Origin of the sequence: Streptomyces sp. V3I7 (assembly GCF_030817495.1) — a bacterium.
Classification (GTDB): domain Bacteria; phylum Actinomycetota; class Actinomycetes; order Streptomycetales; family Streptomycetaceae; genus Streptomyces.
Genome location: NZ_JAUSZK010000001.1, coordinates 173,279 through 189,187, shown reverse-complemented (window position 1 = coordinate 189,187; position 15,909 = coordinate 173,279). Strand labels below are relative to the sequence as shown.

Annotated in this window: 12 protein-coding genes; 7 read left to right on the top strand and 5 right to left on the bottom strand. The window is 71.6% G+C overall.

The features are described 5' to 3' along the window. The first annotated feature begins 85 nt into the window (after positions 1–85). From QFZ74_RS00860 to QFZ74_RS00835, 6 genes are all read left to right on the top strand, one after another. Positions 86–361 carry a ferredoxin gene (locus QFZ74_RS00860; protein ID WP_307618846.1) on the top strand — a complete coding sequence of 92 codons (276 nt, stop codon included), beginning with the start codon at positions 86–88 and terminating at the stop codon, positions 359–361. Further along, positions 351–1,742, top strand: a complete 1,392-nt coding sequence (locus QFZ74_RS00855; protein ID WP_307618845.1) for an NAD(P)/FAD-dependent oxidoreductase — start codon at positions 351–353, stop codon at positions 1,740–1,742. The genes QFZ74_RS00860 and QFZ74_RS00855 overlap by 11 nt, the downstream gene beginning before the upstream one ends. 12 nt (positions 1,743–1,754) lie before the next feature. After that, positions 1,755–2,993: a cytochrome P450 gene (locus tag QFZ74_RS00850; RefSeq protein ID WP_307618844.1), complete on the top strand. Its 1,239-nt coding sequence runs from the start codon at positions 1,755–1,757 to the stop codon at positions 2,991–2,993. A 68-nt stretch (positions 2,994–3,061) separates the two neighbouring features. Then, entirely contained in the window at positions 3,062–4,000 is a 939-nt protein-coding gene (locus QFZ74_RS00845) for a PfkB family carbohydrate kinase (protein WP_307618843.1), read from the top strand. A gap of 103 nt (positions 4,001–4,103) precedes the next feature. Then, entirely contained in the window at positions 4,104–5,240 is a 1,137-nt protein-coding gene (locus tag QFZ74_RS00840) for a GNAT family N-acetyltransferase (RefSeq protein WP_307618842.1), read from the top strand. A gap of 351 nt (positions 5,241–5,591) precedes the next feature. Then, positions 5,592–6,080, top strand: a complete 489-nt coding sequence (locus QFZ74_RS00835; RefSeq protein ID WP_307618841.1) for a GreA/GreB family elongation factor — start codon at positions 5,592–5,594, stop codon at positions 6,078–6,080. Positions 6,081–6,185: 105 nt separating this feature from the next. Here the strand turns inward: QFZ74_RS00835 and QFZ74_RS00830 are convergent, their stop codons facing one another. The 4 genes from QFZ74_RS00830 to QFZ74_RS00815 form a co-directional block, all read right to left on the bottom strand. Beyond that, the gene (locus QFZ74_RS00830) at positions 6,186–8,822 is read right to left on the bottom strand and encodes an ATP-dependent Clp protease ATP-binding subunit (protein ID WP_307618840.1); all 2,637 of its coding nucleotides are present in this window, start codon (positions 8,820–8,822) and stop codon (positions 6,186–6,188) included. 185 nt (positions 8,823–9,007) lie between these two features. Beyond that, on the bottom strand, positions 9,008–9,949 hold the full coding sequence (locus QFZ74_RS00825; protein ID WP_307618839.1) for a Dyp-type peroxidase: 942 nt from the start codon (positions 9,947–9,949) through the stop codon (positions 9,008–9,010). A 240-nt stretch (positions 9,950–10,189) separates the two neighbouring features. Next, positions 10,190–11,167: an NADPH:quinone reductase gene (locus QFZ74_RS00820; RefSeq protein WP_307623997.1), complete on the bottom strand. Its 978-nt coding sequence runs from the start codon at positions 11,165–11,167 to the stop codon at positions 10,190–10,192. Between the two features lie 60 nt (positions 11,168–11,227). Then, complete coding sequence (locus QFZ74_RS00815; protein ID WP_307618837.1) at positions 11,228–12,361, bottom strand: PP2C family protein-serine/threonine phosphatase; 1,134 nt, start codon at positions 12,359–12,361, stop codon at positions 11,228–11,230. Positions 12,362–12,646: 285 nt separating this feature from the next. On the opposite strand from QFZ74_RS00815, the gene QFZ74_RS00810 reads away from it, so the two are divergent. Beyond that, entirely contained in the window at positions 12,647–13,228 is a 582-nt protein-coding gene (locus QFZ74_RS00810; protein ID WP_307618836.1) for a thioredoxin domain-containing protein, read from the top strand. Positions 13,229–13,274: 46 nt separating this feature from the next. Here the strand turns inward: QFZ74_RS00810 and QFZ74_RS00805 are convergent, their stop codons facing one another. Beyond that, the gene (locus QFZ74_RS00805) at positions 13,275–15,689 is read right to left on the bottom strand and encodes a SpoIIE family protein phosphatase (RefSeq protein WP_307618835.1); all 2,415 of its coding nucleotides are present in this window, start codon (positions 15,687–15,689) and stop codon (positions 13,275–13,277) included. Between the last annotated feature and the right edge of the window lie 220 nt (positions 15,690–15,909).

Here is a 15,909-nt window from a genome sequence, read left to right as displayed (position 1 = left end):
GGCCAGGGGAAGATGACCGCCGTCCGGGGTGCCCCTCGAAGACGTGGCGCAGCACGGACCTGGCCGCCGAAAGGGCGGAGCGTCGATGAGGGTTGTCGTCGATCTCAACAGATGCCAGGGATACGCCCAGTGCGCGTTCCTCGCGCCGGACGTCTTCACCATGCACGGCGACGAGGCCCTCGTCTACAACCCACGGGCCGCGGACGAACACCGCGAGGCGGTCGCCCGCGCCGTCGCCGCCTGCCCCGTACAGGCGATCACGGTCGAGGGACTCGACGGACCGGGCGGCTCGCCCCCCGAGTCCTCCGCCCGCGCCCGCGAGGGCCTTCGCCGCGCGCAGGAGAGCTTCCATGGACACTGACCACGTGGACCGGCTCCGCCGCGAGGGCCGGATCGTGATCGTGGGCGCCTCGCTCGCGGGCCTCACCGCCGCCGAGACCCTGCGCGCCGAGGACTTCGAGGGCTCCCTCACCCTGATCGGTGACGAGCAGTACGAGCCCTACGACCGGCCGCCGCTGTCCAAGGCGGTCCTGCTCGGCAAGGCGTCGGCGAACCACACCGAACTGCCCCGCACCCGCGACATCGACGCCAAGTGGCGCCTGGGCGTCCCGGCGAGCGGCCTCGACATGACGGCCAAGCGGGTACGGCTGGCCGACGGCGACGAGGTCGAGTACGACCGCCTCCTCATCGCCACCGGCGTCCGCGCCCGGCCCTGGCCGAAGCAGGCGGAGGCCGAACTGGACGGCGTGTTCGTGCTCCGCACCCGCGACGACGCGGCCGCCCTGTACCGGCACCTGGAAGCCAGGCCGCGCCGCGTGCTCGTCATCGGCGCCGGGTTCGCGGGCTCCGAGGTCGCCTCCGCCTGCCGGGAGAGGGGCCTGGAGGTCACCGTGGCGGAACGCGCGGGCGCCCCGCTGGTGGGCGCCGTCGGCGGGGTGGTCGGCGCCGTCTCCGCCGGGATGCACCGCGACAACGGGGTGGACCTGCGCACCGGCGTCACGGTCACCGCCCTGGAGGGCGACGCGGCGGGCCGGGTGCGCGCCGCCCACCTCTCCGACGAGAGCGTCGTCGAGACCGACCTCGTGGTCGTCTCGCTCGGCTCGCTGCGCAACACCGAGTGGCTGACCGGATCCGGACTCGGCGCGGGACCGCGGGGCATCGCCTGCGACGCCGGCTGCCGCGCCTTCGACATCAGCGGCATCGTCACCGACGACATCTTCGTCGCGGGCGACGTCGCCCGTTCCCCCAACGCCCTGTTCGGCTACCAGTTCCTCTCCCTCGAACACTGGGGCAACGCCGTCGCCCAGGCGCGGACGGCCGCCCACAACATGATCAGCCCCAGCTCCGAGCGGCGCCCGCACCTGTACGTGCCCGCCTTCTGGTCCGCGCAGTTCGGGGTCAACATCAAGTCGGTCGGCGTACCGTCCATGGGCGACCAGCTCATGATCACGCAGGGCTCGCTCGCCGAGCGCCGCTTCGTCGCCGTCTACGGCTACCAGGGCCGGATCATCGCCGCCGTCAGCTTCGACAACGCCCGCTGGCTGGAGTTCTACGCCCGGGAGATCGAGCGGGGCGCGCCCTTCCCGGTGGAGTACCCGACGGTGGACCGCCGCCCCGAGGGCGCCCAGCCCATGCCGTCGGACTTCCCCGATCCCTCCCTGCCGACGCACGGCCCGACCGTCACCCTCACCGGGTACTCACCGGCCGACCGCCGCATGGTCTTCACCCCGGCGCGCCACTGACAAGGACCTCCCATGACGCAAGACTCGCTCGTCGGCCGGATCACCGACTTCGCCAACCGGGCCGACCCCTACCCGCTCTACGAGGAGCTGCGCCGGACACCCGTGCTCCACGAGGACGAGGACGGGCCGTACGTCATCAGCCGGTACTGGGACATCGAGGGCCTCCTCCACGACCCGCGGATCAGCTCCGACGCGGTCAACCTCGCGGCGGCGGGGGAGGACGAACTGCCCGCCGACGAGTCGGGCGGGCTGCCGCCGAGCTTCATCCGGCTCGACCCGCCCGAGCACGACCGGCTGCGCCGCATCGCCAACACCTCCTTCGGGCCGCCCCACTCCCCGCGACGCATCGAGTCCATGCGCGGCGAACTCGACGCGCTGGTTGAGGAGTTGATCGACGGATTCGGGGACGCGCGGGAGATCGACCTGGTCGACCAGTTCGCCTACCCCTTCCCGGTGACCGTCATCTGCCGGCTGCTCGGCGTGCCCCGCGAGGACGAGCCGCGCTTCCGCGCCTGGGTGGACCCGATCGTCGCGGGCCTTGACCCTGAGACGCGGGAGGCGGCCGGCCCCGACTTCGCGCAGCAGGTGCAGCAGGCGCGGATGGAGCTCGGCATGTACCTCGCCGGACTGATCGAGCAGCGCGTCAGGGAACCCCGCGACGACATGCTGTCCGACCTGGTGACCGCCCACGGCGCGGACGGCGCCATGACGATGATGGAGGCCCTCAGCACCGCCGTCCTGCTGCTCGTCGCCGGACACGAGACGACGGTCAACCTCATCACCAACGGCATGCTCACGCTCCTGCGTCACCCCGAGATCCTGGAGCGGCTGCGTGAGGACCCGGAGCTGGCCGTCGGCATCGTGGAGGAACTGCTGCGTTACGAGCCCCCGGTGCAGCTCGTGCCGCAGCGCACCTGCATCGCTGACATCGAGGTGCGCGGCGTCACCATCCCCAAGGGCTCGCGCATCTGGCTCGTCCTCGCCGCGGGCAACCGGGACCCGGAGCGCTTCACCGACCCCGACCGGTTCGACCCGGACCGCGGGGACATCCAGCACCTCGGCTTCGGCAGCGGCATCCACAGCTGCTTCGGCGCCCCGCTGGCCCGGCTGGAGGCGCAGATCGCCCTCGCCGCCCTGGCCCGCCGCCTGGAGAACCCGCGCCTGATCGAGGACCCGCCGCCCTACCGGCAGAACGCCGTCCTGCGCGGCCCGCGTCACCTCGACATCGGCTTCGACGGCCTGCGTTCCTGACACCGGCCCGCACCGACGGCCACCGCCGTACACTGAAGAACCGACCGTGGCCAAGGGGGTACTGGCGCGTGCGACCGGTGGCGGAGGAACGCCCTCAGGGGTTTCAGGGCTCCCAGGGGCCTCGGGGCCTGTTCGTCGGCCTGTGCACCCTGGACGTCATCCAGTTGGTGGACCACGTACCGGAGTACGACGAGAAGCTGACCGCTCATGACCAGGTCGTGGCCGCGGGCGGTCCCGCCGCCAACGCGGCCGCCGTCTTCAGCGCCCTGGGCGGCCGGGCGACGCTCCTCACCGGCATCGGCCGTCACCCGCTGGGGCTGAGCGCCCGGGCCGATCTGGAGGGCCTGGGCGTGACGGTGACGGACCTGGCGGCCGGTGTGACCGAGCCGCCCGCCGTCTCCTCGATCCTCGTGACGGCCGCGACCGGCCGGCGCGCGGTCGCCTCCACCAACGCCGGGCGCCACCAACTCGCCCCGCCGGACGGCCTCGACGCCCTCGTGGCCGCCTGCGACATCGTGGAGCTGGACGGCCACCACCGGGAACTGGCGCTCGCAACCGCCGAGTTGGCCCGAGCGATCGGCCGCCCCACCCTGCTGGACGGCGGCAGCTGGAAGGACGGCACCGACAAGCTGCTCCCCGCCGTCGACGTAGCCGTCTGCTCGGCCGACTTCCACCCGCCCGGGACGCGGACCCCCGAGGACGTGCTGACGTACCTGCACGATCGCGGAGTGACCTGGGCGGCCGTCAGCCGTGGCGGAGAACCCCTGCTGTGGTCGGGCCCTGGCGGCAAGGGAGTTGTCGACGTGCCGCCGACGAAAGTGGTGGACACCCTCGGCGCCGGTGACGCGCTGCACGGGGCGTTCGCCCACCACTGGGCGCGGGCCCCGCGCGCCGACACCGCCGCCTTCACCGCGGCGCTCGCCCGGGCGACCGAGGTGGCGTCGCGGTCCTGCGCCGAGTTCGGTACGCGTGCCTGGCTGCCCTCCCGCTCCCTCCGGAACTCTTGACAGCGTGCGTACTGTTTCGCGACGTTTGACCCCTCACGGAACGACGAGCCGGACCGAAGTGGTGCAGGACGCGGCCAGGCGTCCTCGAGGGGAGCGGTCGCCCATGCGATCCATGAACGAGGGTCCACGCACGAAGGCGGACATCACCGTCCACAGACCCGGCGAACTGACCGCGGCGCAGCTTGGGGCCTGGCACCGGGCGATGGACGAGTCATCCGAGTACGCCAACCCCTTTCTGGCGCCGGAGTTCGCGATCGGCATCGGCAGGCACCGCCGCGGGGCGCGGGTGGCGGTCCTGCACGAGAGAGGCGAACCGGTCGGCTTCTTCCCCTACGAACGGGGCACCCTGGGCGTCGGCCGGGCCATCGGCCTCGGACTGTCCGACTGCCAGGCGCTCGTCCACCGGCCCGGGTTCACCTGGGACGCCGGTGAACTCCTGCACGCCTGTGGGCTGTCCATCTTCGAGTTCGATCATCTCGTCGAGGAGCAGCGGCCGTTCGGCGCCCACGTCACCGGAACCTTCGCCTCACCGGTGATCGACGTGAAGCCCGCGGACGGCACCTACGCCGAGTGGCTGCGTGGTGCGTACCCCGGACTCGGCAAGACCACGCTGAAGAAGGAGCGCCGCATCGGGCGGGACGTCGGCGAGGTGCGGTTCGTCTTCGACGAGCGCGACCCGCGCATGCTGCGCCGGCTCATGCGGTGGAAGTCCGCCCAGTACCGCAGGACGGGGCGGATGGACCGGTTCTCCCGCCCCTGGATCGTCGATCTGGTGGACCATCTGTTCCGCCTCCAGGAGGAGCACTTCACCGGCGTCCTGTCCGTGCTCTACGCCGGGGACCGGCCCGTGGCCGCCCGCTTCGGCCCGCGATCGAGCACGGTGCTCGCCGCCTGGTTCACCGCGTACGACCCCGAACTCCACTACTACTCACCCGGGTTGCTGATGCACCTCAGGCTGACCGAGGGGGCGGCCCGCAGCGGGGTGACACTCCTCGACCTGGGGCGCGGGGACAAGGAGTACAAGGAGTGGCTCAAGACCCGTGAGCTGCGTGTGGGGGAGGGGTTCGCCGCGCGCCCCCATCCGATGGCGGCCGCGCACCGCCTGTGGCGCCGGCCGGTCCGCGGTCTGCGCAACACGGTGCTCGCCCACCCCCGGCTGCGCGAACCGGCCGACCGCCTCCTGAGGACGGTCGGCACGCTCCGCACCAACGCCGCCTCCTCCCGTACGCCCCGCGGCTGACGCCCGGCCCTCACCCCACCCGGCGCCGGTGGCCCAGCCACGTCTGGGCCACCACGACCACCGCCAGGAACGCACCGCCGACGACCTGCTGGTAGGCCGAGATGGCCTCCGGCTCCATCCCGGTCCCCAGGATCGGGCCTCGCCGGTGCGCTGAACACGGCGTGGCTGGCGTCGGGGGGACCCCCGGCTCTGCCCCTGACCCCGGTCCCGCCCGGCGAACGGCCCGCCCCCACCGTTCGCCGGGCGGCTCCGGCCCGCCCCGTACTCCTCCGACGCACCGAGGGTGAATTGCCCTGTTACGGTGGTGAATGATCGCTTGTGTACTCTCCGGCCGTCACGACGGGAGCAGCCATGACCACTGATCCGGGACCGATCGGCGCCGACGCCCGTCGCGCGCTCGAACGGGAACTCGCCGACCTGCGCACCGAACGGGACGCGGTCGCCAAGACCCTCAAGGACACGGACGAGCCCGGCACCCGGGCCGACCAGGCCGACGAGCTGGAGCGCGCCACCGAGCTCGGCCGCCTCGACCAGCGCATCTCCGAGGTCACCGTGCGGCTCCAGGGGGCCGACCGCTCTGGCCCGCCGCCCACCGACGTGGTCGGCATGGGCAGCACCGTGACCGTACGGTTCTTCGACGGCACGCAGTCCACGATCGAGATCGGCGAGATCGCCGAGGCGTCGGACCCCGACCTGGTCACCGCCGACAGCCCGCTCGGGAGGGCGCTGCTCGGCCGCCGCGCGGGGGAGACCGTCAGCTACACCACGCCCGAGGGGCAGTCGACGGCCGTGGTCGTCTCGCTCGGCGACGGCGACGGCGACGGAGACGGCAAGGGCTGACGAGGGCCAGGACGCTCGTGCTCGCAGAGAACCACGCGTAACACGACGTGGCTCCCGGTCCCTCGGGTGAGGGCCGGGAGCCACGTGTGTGTGCCGGTGCCGCCGTCAGGAGCCATCGTCGCCGTTCGACTTGGCCGACTTCCGCGGCGGCTTCTTCTTGTTGTCGTCCGGAGCGGACTTCTCGGCGGTCTTCTTCGCCCTGGTCCCGCCCTTGTCGGACTTCTCCGACTCGCCGTGGCCCTTCTTCTCGTGGTGGGACTCCTTGCCGCGGACGGTGACGTGCAGCTTGTCGTCGCGGACGTCGGCGATGACGGTCTCACCGGGCTCGGCGTCGCCGCTCAGCAGGAGCGTGGCGATGCGGTTGTCCAGCTCGGTCTGGATGGTCCGGCGCAGCGGACGCGCGCCGAACTCGGGCTGGTAACCCTGCTCGATCAGGAGCTTCTTGGCCGGCTCGGTGATCTCGAAGCTGAGCCCCTGGGTCTCCAGGCGCTTCCTGGTCTTGGCCAGGAGGAGGTCGAGGATCTGCTCCAGGTCCTTCTCGGTGAGGCCGTTGAAGATGATGATGTCGTCGATGCGGTTGAGGAACTCGGGGCGGAAGAAGCCCCGCAGCAGGTCCATCAACTCGCCCTTGATCTCGAAGACATCGCCCTCGTGGTCGATGATCAGCTGGGCGCCGATGTTGGACGTCATGATGATGACGCAGTGCCGGAAGTTGACCGTGCGGCCCTGGGCGTCGGTGAGGATGCCGTCGTCGAGCACCTGGAGGAGTGCGTTGAAGACGTCGGGGTGCGCCTTCTCGATCTCGTCGAACAGGACGACGCAGTACGGGTTCCGGCGCACCTTCTCGGTGAGCTGCCCGGCCTCCTCGTAGCCGACGTACCCGGGAGGGGCGCCGACCAGCCGGGCGACGGTGTGCTTCTCCTGGAACTCGCTCATGTCGAAGCGGACCAGCTTGTCCTCGCTGCCGAACAGCTTGTCCGCGATGGTCTTGGCGACCTCGGTCTTGCCGACACCGGTGGGGCCGAGGAAGAGGAACGAGCCGACGGGCCGGTCGGGGTCGCCCATGCCGGAGCGGTTACGGCGTACCGCCTGGGAGACGGCCGCGATCGCCTCGTTCTGGCCGACCACGCGGGTGTGCATGTCCTCTTCGAGGTTGAGGAGCTTCTCCTTCTCGCTCTCCGTCAGCTGCGAGACGGGGATACCCGTGCGGCGCGAGACGACGTCGGCGATGTCCTTCGCGTCGACGGTCACCACACCTTCGCGCTCCTCCTCGATGCCTTCGAGCTCGCTCTCGGCCTTCGCGATGTCCTTCTTCAGCTCGGACGCCTTGCCGAAGTCCTCGGACGCGACAGCCTGGTTGAGCTCGCGGCGCAGGCGCGCGATGTGTTCCTCGCGGTCGGTCAGTTCGGGGGAGGGGCTGGCGGCGCGCAGGCGTACGCGGGCACCGGCCTGGTCCATGAGGTCGATGGCCTTGTCGGGCAGGAAGCGGTCGCTGATGTACCGGTCGGAGAGCTCGGCGGCCGCGGCGAGCGCGCCGTCGGTGAAGCGGACGCCGTGATGCGCCTCGTACGCGTCCCGCAGACCCTCCAGGATCTCCACGGTCTCGTCGACGCTCGGCTCGGGCACCTTCACCGGCTGGAACCGCCGCTCCAGCGCCGCGTCCTTCTCGATGTACTTGCGGTACTCGTCCAGCGTCGTCGCGCCCACGACGTGCAACTCACCGCGCGCCAGCGCCGGCTTGAGCATGTTCGCCGCGTCCATCGAGCCCTCGCCGGTGGCACCGGCGCCGACCACGGTGTGGAGTTCGTCGATGAACAGGATGATGTCGCCGTGGGACTCCTTGACGTCCTCGATGACCTTCTTCAGCCGTTCCTCGAACTGACCGCGGTACTGGGACCCGGCGATCATCGCCGACAGGTCCAGCGCCACCACCCGCTTGTCCTTGAGGGTGTTGGGGACGTCGCCCGCTACGATGCGCTGGGCGAGGCCCTCGACGATGGCCGTCTTGCCGACGCCGGGCTCACCGACGAGCACCGGGTTGTTCTTCGAGCGCCGGGACAGGATCTCGACGGTCTCCTCGATCTCCCCGGCGCGACCGACGACCGGGTCGAGCTTGCCGGCCTTGGCCTCCTCGGTGAGGTCCCGCCCGTACTCGTCCAGCGTGGACGTTCCCTTCTTGCCGTCAGCCATGGCACCACCCTCCGATCGAGCAGCCTGCTCCGTCACCCCGCGCAACCGATTGACGTCCGCCCCGTCCGCGCGCAGCAGACGGTTGGCGTCGGTGTCACGGTCCGACACCAGGGCGCCGAGGATGTGCTCGGGACCGATGTAGGAGACGCCGGCCTCCTGGGACTGGATGTACGCGTCGGCGAGGATGCGCTTGGCGGCCGGGGTCAGGTTCGGCTCGCTCGGCGTCTCGCCGGCCTCCCGGGGCAGCACCTCGGCGATCTTGTCCGCCAGCGTGTCGGGGTCGACTCCCGCCTGGGCCAGGAGGCTTCGCGCGGGGTCGACCTTGGCGGCGGCCCACAGCAGGTGCTCGGTGTCGAGGTCCGACGTACCGTCCTCCAGCGCCCGCCGGGCGGCACGGTTGAGCAGATCGTGCGCCGGCTGCGTCAGGAGGCGGCCGATCGGTACCCGCTGGACCGCCGGCGGCGACGACGCGGGCGACATTCCGAAGAACCGGCTCAGCAGATCGCTGAACGGATCGGACGAGCCGAAAGCGGAACCGAACGACATCGACATGGCAGCTCCTGGTGCCGGAGGGAAACTGAACACTCACCGGAGAGGCACTGAACACTCAAACCCGAGACCCAGGCCTTCGCAAGCGGAGGACACAAGGGCGGCCCCGGGGGCGGCACCCAAAAAATCTGCCTTGGCGGTCGCGTACGACTGCCAAGGCAGGAAGGACGACGAATCGGAGGAGACGTCTAGGAGGTGCTGCCGGGCATCGCCGGCTGGTTCTTGAGGAATTCGACGGTCGGCACGTAGAAAAGACAACCGGTGACCGCCGTCGAGAAGTCGAGAATCCGGTCGTGCATTCCCGGTTTGGTCCCGAGGAACATGTTCCGCAGCATGTGCTCGGTCACCGCGGGCGTGCGCGCGTAGCCGATGAAGTACGTGCCGAACTCCGCGTCCCCGACCCGGCCGAAGGGCTTGTTCTCGCGGACGATCTGGAGCTGCTGGCCGTCCGCGTCGTAGATGGTGTTGAGCGCGACGTGTGAGTTCGGCGGCTTGACGTCGTCGGGCAGCTCGATATTGGGCAGCTTGGTGCGCCCGATGGCCATCTCCTGGTCCTCGACGGTCATCGCGTTCCACTTGGCGAGGTCGTGCAGGTACTTCTGGACGATGACGTAACTGCCGCCCTTGAAGCCGGGATCCTCGTCGCCGACGTACACCGAGGCGACGGCCTCCTTGCCCGTGGGGTTCGCGCTGCCGTCGACGAAACCGAGCAGGTCGCGGTCGTCGAAGAACTTGAAGCCGTGCACCTCGTCGACCGCGGTCGCGGCGCCCTGCATACGGCGGGCGATCTGCGCGGCCAGTTCGAAACAGATGTCCCGGTGCAGGGCGCGGATGTGGAAGAGGATGTCGCCGGGCGTGGACGGCGCCTGGTGACCCTCGCCCGCCAGCGGCTCGAAGGGATGCAGATCGCGCGGGCGCGGCCCGTCGTAGAGCCGGTCCCAGGCCTGGGAGCCGATTCCGACGACGCAGGTGAGCTCGGCCTCGGGAATGCGGAAGCCGACGGAATGCAGCAGCGACGGCACATCGTGGAGCAGGTCCCGGACGGTGGACTCACCGCCGTTGGCGATGGTGTAGACGAGGAAAATGGCGTCTCTCGCGGGGGTGACGATCACCGACTGTGATTGAATCACCTAAACCTGCCTCCTACCCTGTCGCGGCAGCTATGAGCCGTTCATGAGCGGACCATGAGCGATTATGAGCGGCTATGGCCCAACGCCCCGCACGCCGACGGAGAGAGGGCGTCTTTCGGATATTAGCTTCCCCAGTGCCTTGTCGCCGGGCAAGCCGCACCCGGCGACAAGCGGAACCGGTTCCGGGCCATTGGGGTGTACGCGGGACGCGGCAGCCGCGGAAGAATTCCGTTCATCCGTTCAGTCCTCAACGCGCAGCACGAGTTTGCCGCGCGCCTCGCGCTGTTCGACACGGCGGTGGGCCTCGGCCGCCGCGCTCAGCGGCAGCACCTCGACGGCGCGGGGCCGGATCCGGCCCTCCGCGAGCAGCGTGTTGAGGCGCCGGGCGGCCTCGGCGAGCTGGGTGGTGTCGGCGTTGGAGATGGCGAACCCGCGGATCGACCGGTCCCGCGCGTACAGCGCGCCCGCCGGCAGCACCGGCCGCGTGTGCAGCCCGGACATCACGACCATCCGCCCCCGGTCCGCGAGGAGGTTCAGCGCGACCTCGAGATCGTTGCGTCCCGAGGTGTCGATGTGCAGGTCGACGCCGTCGGGGGCGGCGGCCCTGATCTCCTCGACGGCGTCGGGGGAGCGGTAGTCGACGACGTGGTCCGCGCCGAGCGAGCGTACGTACGCCGCGTCGCGCGCCGAGGCGACGGCGACGACCCGCGCGCCCGCCTGGGCCGCGAGCACCACCAGCGCGCTGCCCACGTTGCCCGCGGCGCCGAGCACGGCGACGGTCTCGCCGGCCCGCAACCGCCCGTGCGGGAACAGCGCGAGATGCGCCGTCGCCGCCGAGTGGGCCAGCGCGACGGTGTCGAGGAGATCCACGCCGTCGGGCACGTGGTAGAGCCGGTCCGCGGGCACGACCGCCTGCTCGGCGGCCGCGCCCTGCCGGCCCGCGTGACCGAGGCTGTTGCACCAGACCCGGTCGCCGGGGCGGAACGCCGACACCGCGGAACCGACGGCGGCCACGGTCCCGGCCAGGTCGCGGCCGACGACGAACGGGAACCGCATCGGCGTGCCGTACGCCCCGGAACGGACGAAGGTGTCCACGGAGTTGACGGCGCTGAACTCGACGTCCACCAGCACGTCATGGGGACCGGGGAGCGGCGGCGGCAGCTCGCCCAGACGGATGGCCTCGGCGGGACCGAGCTCGGTGATGTAGGCGGCGCGCATGGACACCGACTCTGGCATCCCGGCGCCGTACCCGCGCGCCGGGATGCCAGTGCGTCGGAGTCACCGTGCGTCGGAACGGCTCTCCCAGGCCTCCGACCGGCCGTCGGGTTCGTCGGGAACGTCGGGCGGATCCGGGAGAAGACTGGCGGTGAGGGCCGCGGTGTCGTCGTGGAGGTGGTCGTGGCTGTACTCGACGAGGTCCTGATGGAGCCGTTCCATCAGCTCGCGCGGCCGGAGCCGGCCCCAGGAGCGGACGCGGTCGGCGAGCGGATAGAAGGAGCCGTCCGGATCGCGGGTCTCCGTGATGCCGTCCGTGTACAGCAGGATCTGGTCGCCGGGCCGGAAGGGACGGGCGTCCACGTGGTACGGGTCCCCGACGAGCATGCCCAGGTTCAGGGGCGGCGCGGAGCGGCCGGTGTCCAGCTCGCGCACCTCGGCGGGGCGGATGAGCAGGGGCGGCGGATGGCCGCAGTTGACGATGCGGACCACATGGCTGTCGCTCGGGATCTCCGCGAAGACGGCGGTCACGAACCGCTCGCTCACATCGCTCCCCGGAAGCTGCGCGGCCCTGCGCATCATGCTGGTCTCCACCCGGGCGACCAGGGCCGGAAGGTCGGGCTCGTCGTGCGCGGCCTCGCGGAACGCGCCCAGCAGGGTCGCGGCCGTCTCCACCGCGAGCAGGCCCTTGCCGCGGACGTCGCCGATGAGGAGACGCACCCCGTACGGGGTGGGAACCGCCTCGTACAGGTCGCCGCCGATGCGCGCCTCCGCGGCGGCGGAGAGACAGAAGCTCTCCACGAGGAGGTTCCCGATCCGGCGCGGCACCGGCCGGAGCAGCACGTGCTGCGCGATCTCGGCGACGAAGCGCACGTCGGCCAGCGTCCGCTCCCGGCGCGTCCGGCCGACCGCCAGGATCGTGCCGAGCGTCCCCACCAGCGCGGTGCAGACGTACGCGGCCACGTAGTGCCGGTCCCACTGGTAGCCGACGACGCGGCCCGCGCAGCACGGGGTGCCGGCCAGGACACCTTCCAGGACGACGGCGAGTACGGTGACGGCGGCGACGACCACGGGCCCGTAGGCGAACGCGGTCACCAACGGCAGTGCGATCAGCAGGAAGCTCACCGGCCACTGCACGGGCGTGAACGGTTCGATCAGCAGGACTCCGACGACGTAACAGACCGGAATCCAGCGCATCCACGTCGGAGCGGCGGGCGGCCGCGTCCGGTCATCCCCGTCCGCGGCAGACTCCCGGCGGCCGCTCCCGGTGGCGCTGCTCGCCCGCCTCATCCGGCCCGACTGGCGACGCCTCCACACACGTAACTCCTGGCACCCGGCGGTCTCGACAAGAGATACAGCCTGGAGCGGCCGATCCGGGCACACCGGGGATTGCTCCACTCAACGGCATGTCAGAGCCGCCCCGTTCAACGCCCGAAAAGTCCTCACGATGCCCACTCGTCCCATCTGTGCCAAGCTCGTGCCATGACTCCCGCGAACACGACTGGTGCCGACGGCACCACTCTGTATTACGGCGACCCCAAGAACTCCCACGAGCTCCAGGTGTTCCTGGAACTGCGTGACCGCCCGAGCTACCGGATGATCGAGAGCCTGCTCGACACCATTCGCCAAGGCGCCGACGACGGCAAGTTCGTGGTCAAGTTCCACTTCGCGGGGACGATGGACGACACGGTCGGCGGCACCGGCTCGCAGACCGGCCTGAGCGCGCTCGGTGCGGCGAGCGACGTCGGACAGAAGCAGTTCATCGAGTACCTGGGCACGATGTTCGACAACCAGCCCTTCCCGCCCGGTGAGGACAAGTTCTCCGACACGTCGTTCCTGCTGTCCCTGGCCGGCAACGTCGACGGGCTGCGCTCCGCCGACTTCGACAAGAAGGTCACGGACAACTCGTACATGACCTGGGCCGGCGAAGCGATCGGCAACTTCGGCTCGTTCGGGGTCGTGGGTGCGCCGGTCATCTGGCACGACGGCGAGAACATTCCCGTCGTGAAGATCGACGGCGGCCCCGCCATCACTCCGCAGGAGTTCCTCGCCGCGCTCAAGTGACGGGCGGCCGGCTCCGCCGCCGACCACTGGTCTTTCCTCCGCCTCCTCAGTCCTCCCCGAGCGGGAACTCGGCCCAGACGGTCTTGCCGATGCGGTCGTGCCGGGTGCCCCAGCTCCGGGCGAGCTGGGCGATCAGCAGCAGGCCGCGTCCGCCCTCGTCGAAGGTCTGGGCGCGCCGCATGTGCGGGCTGGTGCTGCTGGAGTCGAAGACCTCGCAGATCAGCGTCTTGTTCTGGTGGATCAGCCGCAGCTGGATCGGGGCCCGGCCGTAGCGGATGGCGTTGGTGACCAGTTCGCTGACGACGAGTTCGGTGACGAAGGTGGCGTCTTCCAGCCCCCAGGCCCGCAGTTGGTCGTCGGCGTGCTTGCGGGCGCGGCCCACGACCGAGGGATCGCCGTCCAGATCCCAGGTCGCGACGTGCTCGGGGTGCAGCGCCCGGGTACGCGCCACGAGCAGGGCTACGTCGTCGTCGGGCTGGTGGCTCAGCAGGGCCGTCAGCACCCGGTCGCAGACCGCTTCCGGCGTCGGTGCGGGGTGGGCGAGCGCCGCGAACATCTTGTCCAGCGCCTCGTCGATGTCGTGGTCGCGGGCCTCCAGCAGGCCGTCGGTGTAGAGGACGAGCAGGCTTCCCTCGGGCAGTTCGGTCTCGGCGCACTCGAAGGGGAAGCCGCCGAGGCCCAGCGGCGGACCGGCCGGGACCTCGAGGAAGCGCACGCGGCCGTCGGGTGTGACCACGACGGGCAGCGGATGGCCGGCGCGGGCGAGCGTGCACCGGCGCGACACCGGGTCGTAGACCGCGTACAGGCAGGTGGAGCCGATGCCCCCGGCCGCCTCGCTCGCCGGGTCCGTGCCGCCCTCCTCGGCGGAGAGGTGCAGGACCAGGTCGTCGAGGTGGGCGAGCAGTTCGTCGGCAGGCAGATCGACGTCGGCCAGGGTGCGGACCGCGGTGCGCAGCCGGCCCATCGTGGCGGAGGCGCGGGCGCCGTGCCCGACCACGTCGCCCACGACGAGCGCCACCCGCGCCCCGGACAGCGGGATCACGTCGAACCAGTCGCCGCCCACGCCCGCCCGGGAACCGGCCGCCAGATAGCGGGAGCCGATGTCGAGCGCCTCCTGCTCGGGCAGCGTCTGCGGGAGCAGGCTGCGCTGGAGCGCCATGGTCGTGGTGTGCGCGCGGGTGTACTTGCGGGCGTTGTCGATGGCGGCGGCCGCCTCGGCGGTGAGCTCCTCGGCCTGGGCCACGTCCCGCGCGTCAAAGGGCTCGCGCTCGCCGGTGCGGGCGAAGAGCGCCACACCGAGCGTGGCGCCCCGGGACCGCATCGGCACGACCAGCACCGAGTGCGTCCCGGACGCGCGCAGCCACCCGGCGCTGGGGCCCTCGGCGATCCACCGGGTGACCGCGTCGTCGGACGCGCGGTGCAGAATGGACCGGCCCGAGGCGAGACACTCCGCGGGCGGGGAGTGCGCCGGGTAGGAGGTGGGCTCGCCGACACCCGCCACCGAGGACAGGACGTCCTCCGGGAGCGCGCGCACCGCGGCCCGGCGCAGGGCCACCGGACCCGGGGCGGAGGTCTCCTCCGAGGGCCGGGGCGAGTCGAGCAGGTCGACGGCCGTGAAGTCCGCGAGCCGGGGCACGGTGTGGTCGGCGAGCTCCTGCGCGGTGCGGCCCAGGTCCAGGGTGGTGCCGATGCGCGTACGGGTCTCGGCGAGGAGGCGGCCCGGCTCCTGCGGGGCGTGGTGCGCCGTCAGGGAGACGGCGCGCACCTGGCCGTCCGTGTCCTTGAGCGGGGTGAGGTACGCCGGCCAGTCCTGCACCGGGCCGCCGTCCGCGGGGTGGAAGCGTGCCGTGGCCCGCTGCGGCTCGCCGGTCTCCAGGGCCCGGCGCAGCTGCCGGGCGGTCTCCTCGTTCGCCCGGCCGGGCGCGATGTCCGAGAGGAGCAGCCCGCGCATGGCGGCCTCGGCGAGGGACAGCGCGTGCTCCATCCCCGCGTTGGCCCGTACCAGACGCAGGCCCGTGTCGAAGATCGCCTGGAGGCACGGCGACTGGCTGAACGTCCACTCCTGGAGCGCCGTGTCGACCGGTGAGCGGCGGGTCCCGGGCACCGGGGACACCAGGAGCCACTCGGCCGGTGCGCCGTCGCGGGTCCGGCGGTGCGCGAGCACGCCCAGCTTCAGCCTGCGGCCGTCCCGGTGGCGCAGCGCCACGGTGCCGCAGCGGCGGTCCTGCCCCGCGCTCGCCCGCCAGGCCGCCGTGTCCTCGGCACCGTCCGCGAGCAGCGTGGTCGCGGGGCGGCCGACGATCTCCGGGGCCGCGTAGCCGAGCAGCCGCTGCGCACCGTCGCTCCAGCCCGTCACGACGCCCTGGTCACTGATCGTGGCCGTGGCGGTGCCGGGCGGCTCGGCGGGGGACGCTTCCGGCTGGTCCGGACGGTTGCCGGGAGGGGTGGGAGGTCGCTCCATCGCCGCTCATCTCGCCCTTGCTGGTTCGTCCTGCCCGATCCCGGCGGGGACCGGTGCGACCAGAGGTCTACTGACCAGCATCGTCCGGGGCGGCACGGAGCACCAGTTCGCGCACACGGCACAGACCCGCATGCGCACGAGCGGACACGTCCGGGCCGGCCCGCGGCGGGGGCCGGCCCGGATGCGTCGGTCAGATCCTCAGAACCCGATCGCCGGTCCT

Excerpts from the sequence above, each read along its gene's own strand:
- QFZ74_RS00860 (WP_307618846.1), top strand. The coding sequence starts at position 86 with ATGAGGGTTGTCGTCGATCTCAACAGATGCCAGGGATACGCCCAGTGC.
- QFZ74_RS00855 (WP_307618845.1), top strand. The coding sequence starts at position 351 with ATGGACACTGACCACGTGGACCGGCTCCGCCGCGAGGGCCGGATCGTG.
- QFZ74_RS00850 (WP_307618844.1), top strand. The coding sequence starts at position 1,755 with ATGACGCAAGACTCGCTCGTCGGCCGGATCACCGACTTCGCCAACCGG.
- QFZ74_RS00840 (WP_307618842.1), top strand. The coding sequence starts at position 4,104 with ATGCGATCCATGAACGAGGGTCCACGCACGAAGGCGGACATCACCGTC.
- QFZ74_RS00835 (WP_307618841.1), top strand. The coding sequence starts at position 5,592 with ATGACCACTGATCCGGGACCGATCGGCGCCGACGCCCGTCGCGCGCTC.
- QFZ74_RS00830 (WP_307618840.1), bottom strand. The coding sequence starts at position 8,822 with ATGTCGATGTCGTTCGGTTCCGCTTTCGGCTCGTCCGATCCGTTCAGC.
- QFZ74_RS00820 (WP_307623997.1), bottom strand. The coding sequence starts at position 11,167 with ATGCGCGCCGCCTACATCACCGAGCTCGGTCCCGCCGAGGCCATCCGT.
- QFZ74_RS00815 (WP_307618837.1), bottom strand. The coding sequence starts at position 12,361 with ATGCGCTGGATTCCGGTCTGTTACGTCGTCGGAGTCCTGCTGATCGAA.
- QFZ74_RS00810 (WP_307618836.1), top strand. The coding sequence starts at position 12,647 with ATGACTCCCGCGAACACGACTGGTGCCGACGGCACCACTCTGTATTAC.
- QFZ74_RS00805 (WP_307618835.1), bottom strand. The coding sequence starts at position 15,689 with ATGGAGCGACCTCCCACCCCTCCCGGCAACCGTCCGGACCAGCCGGAA.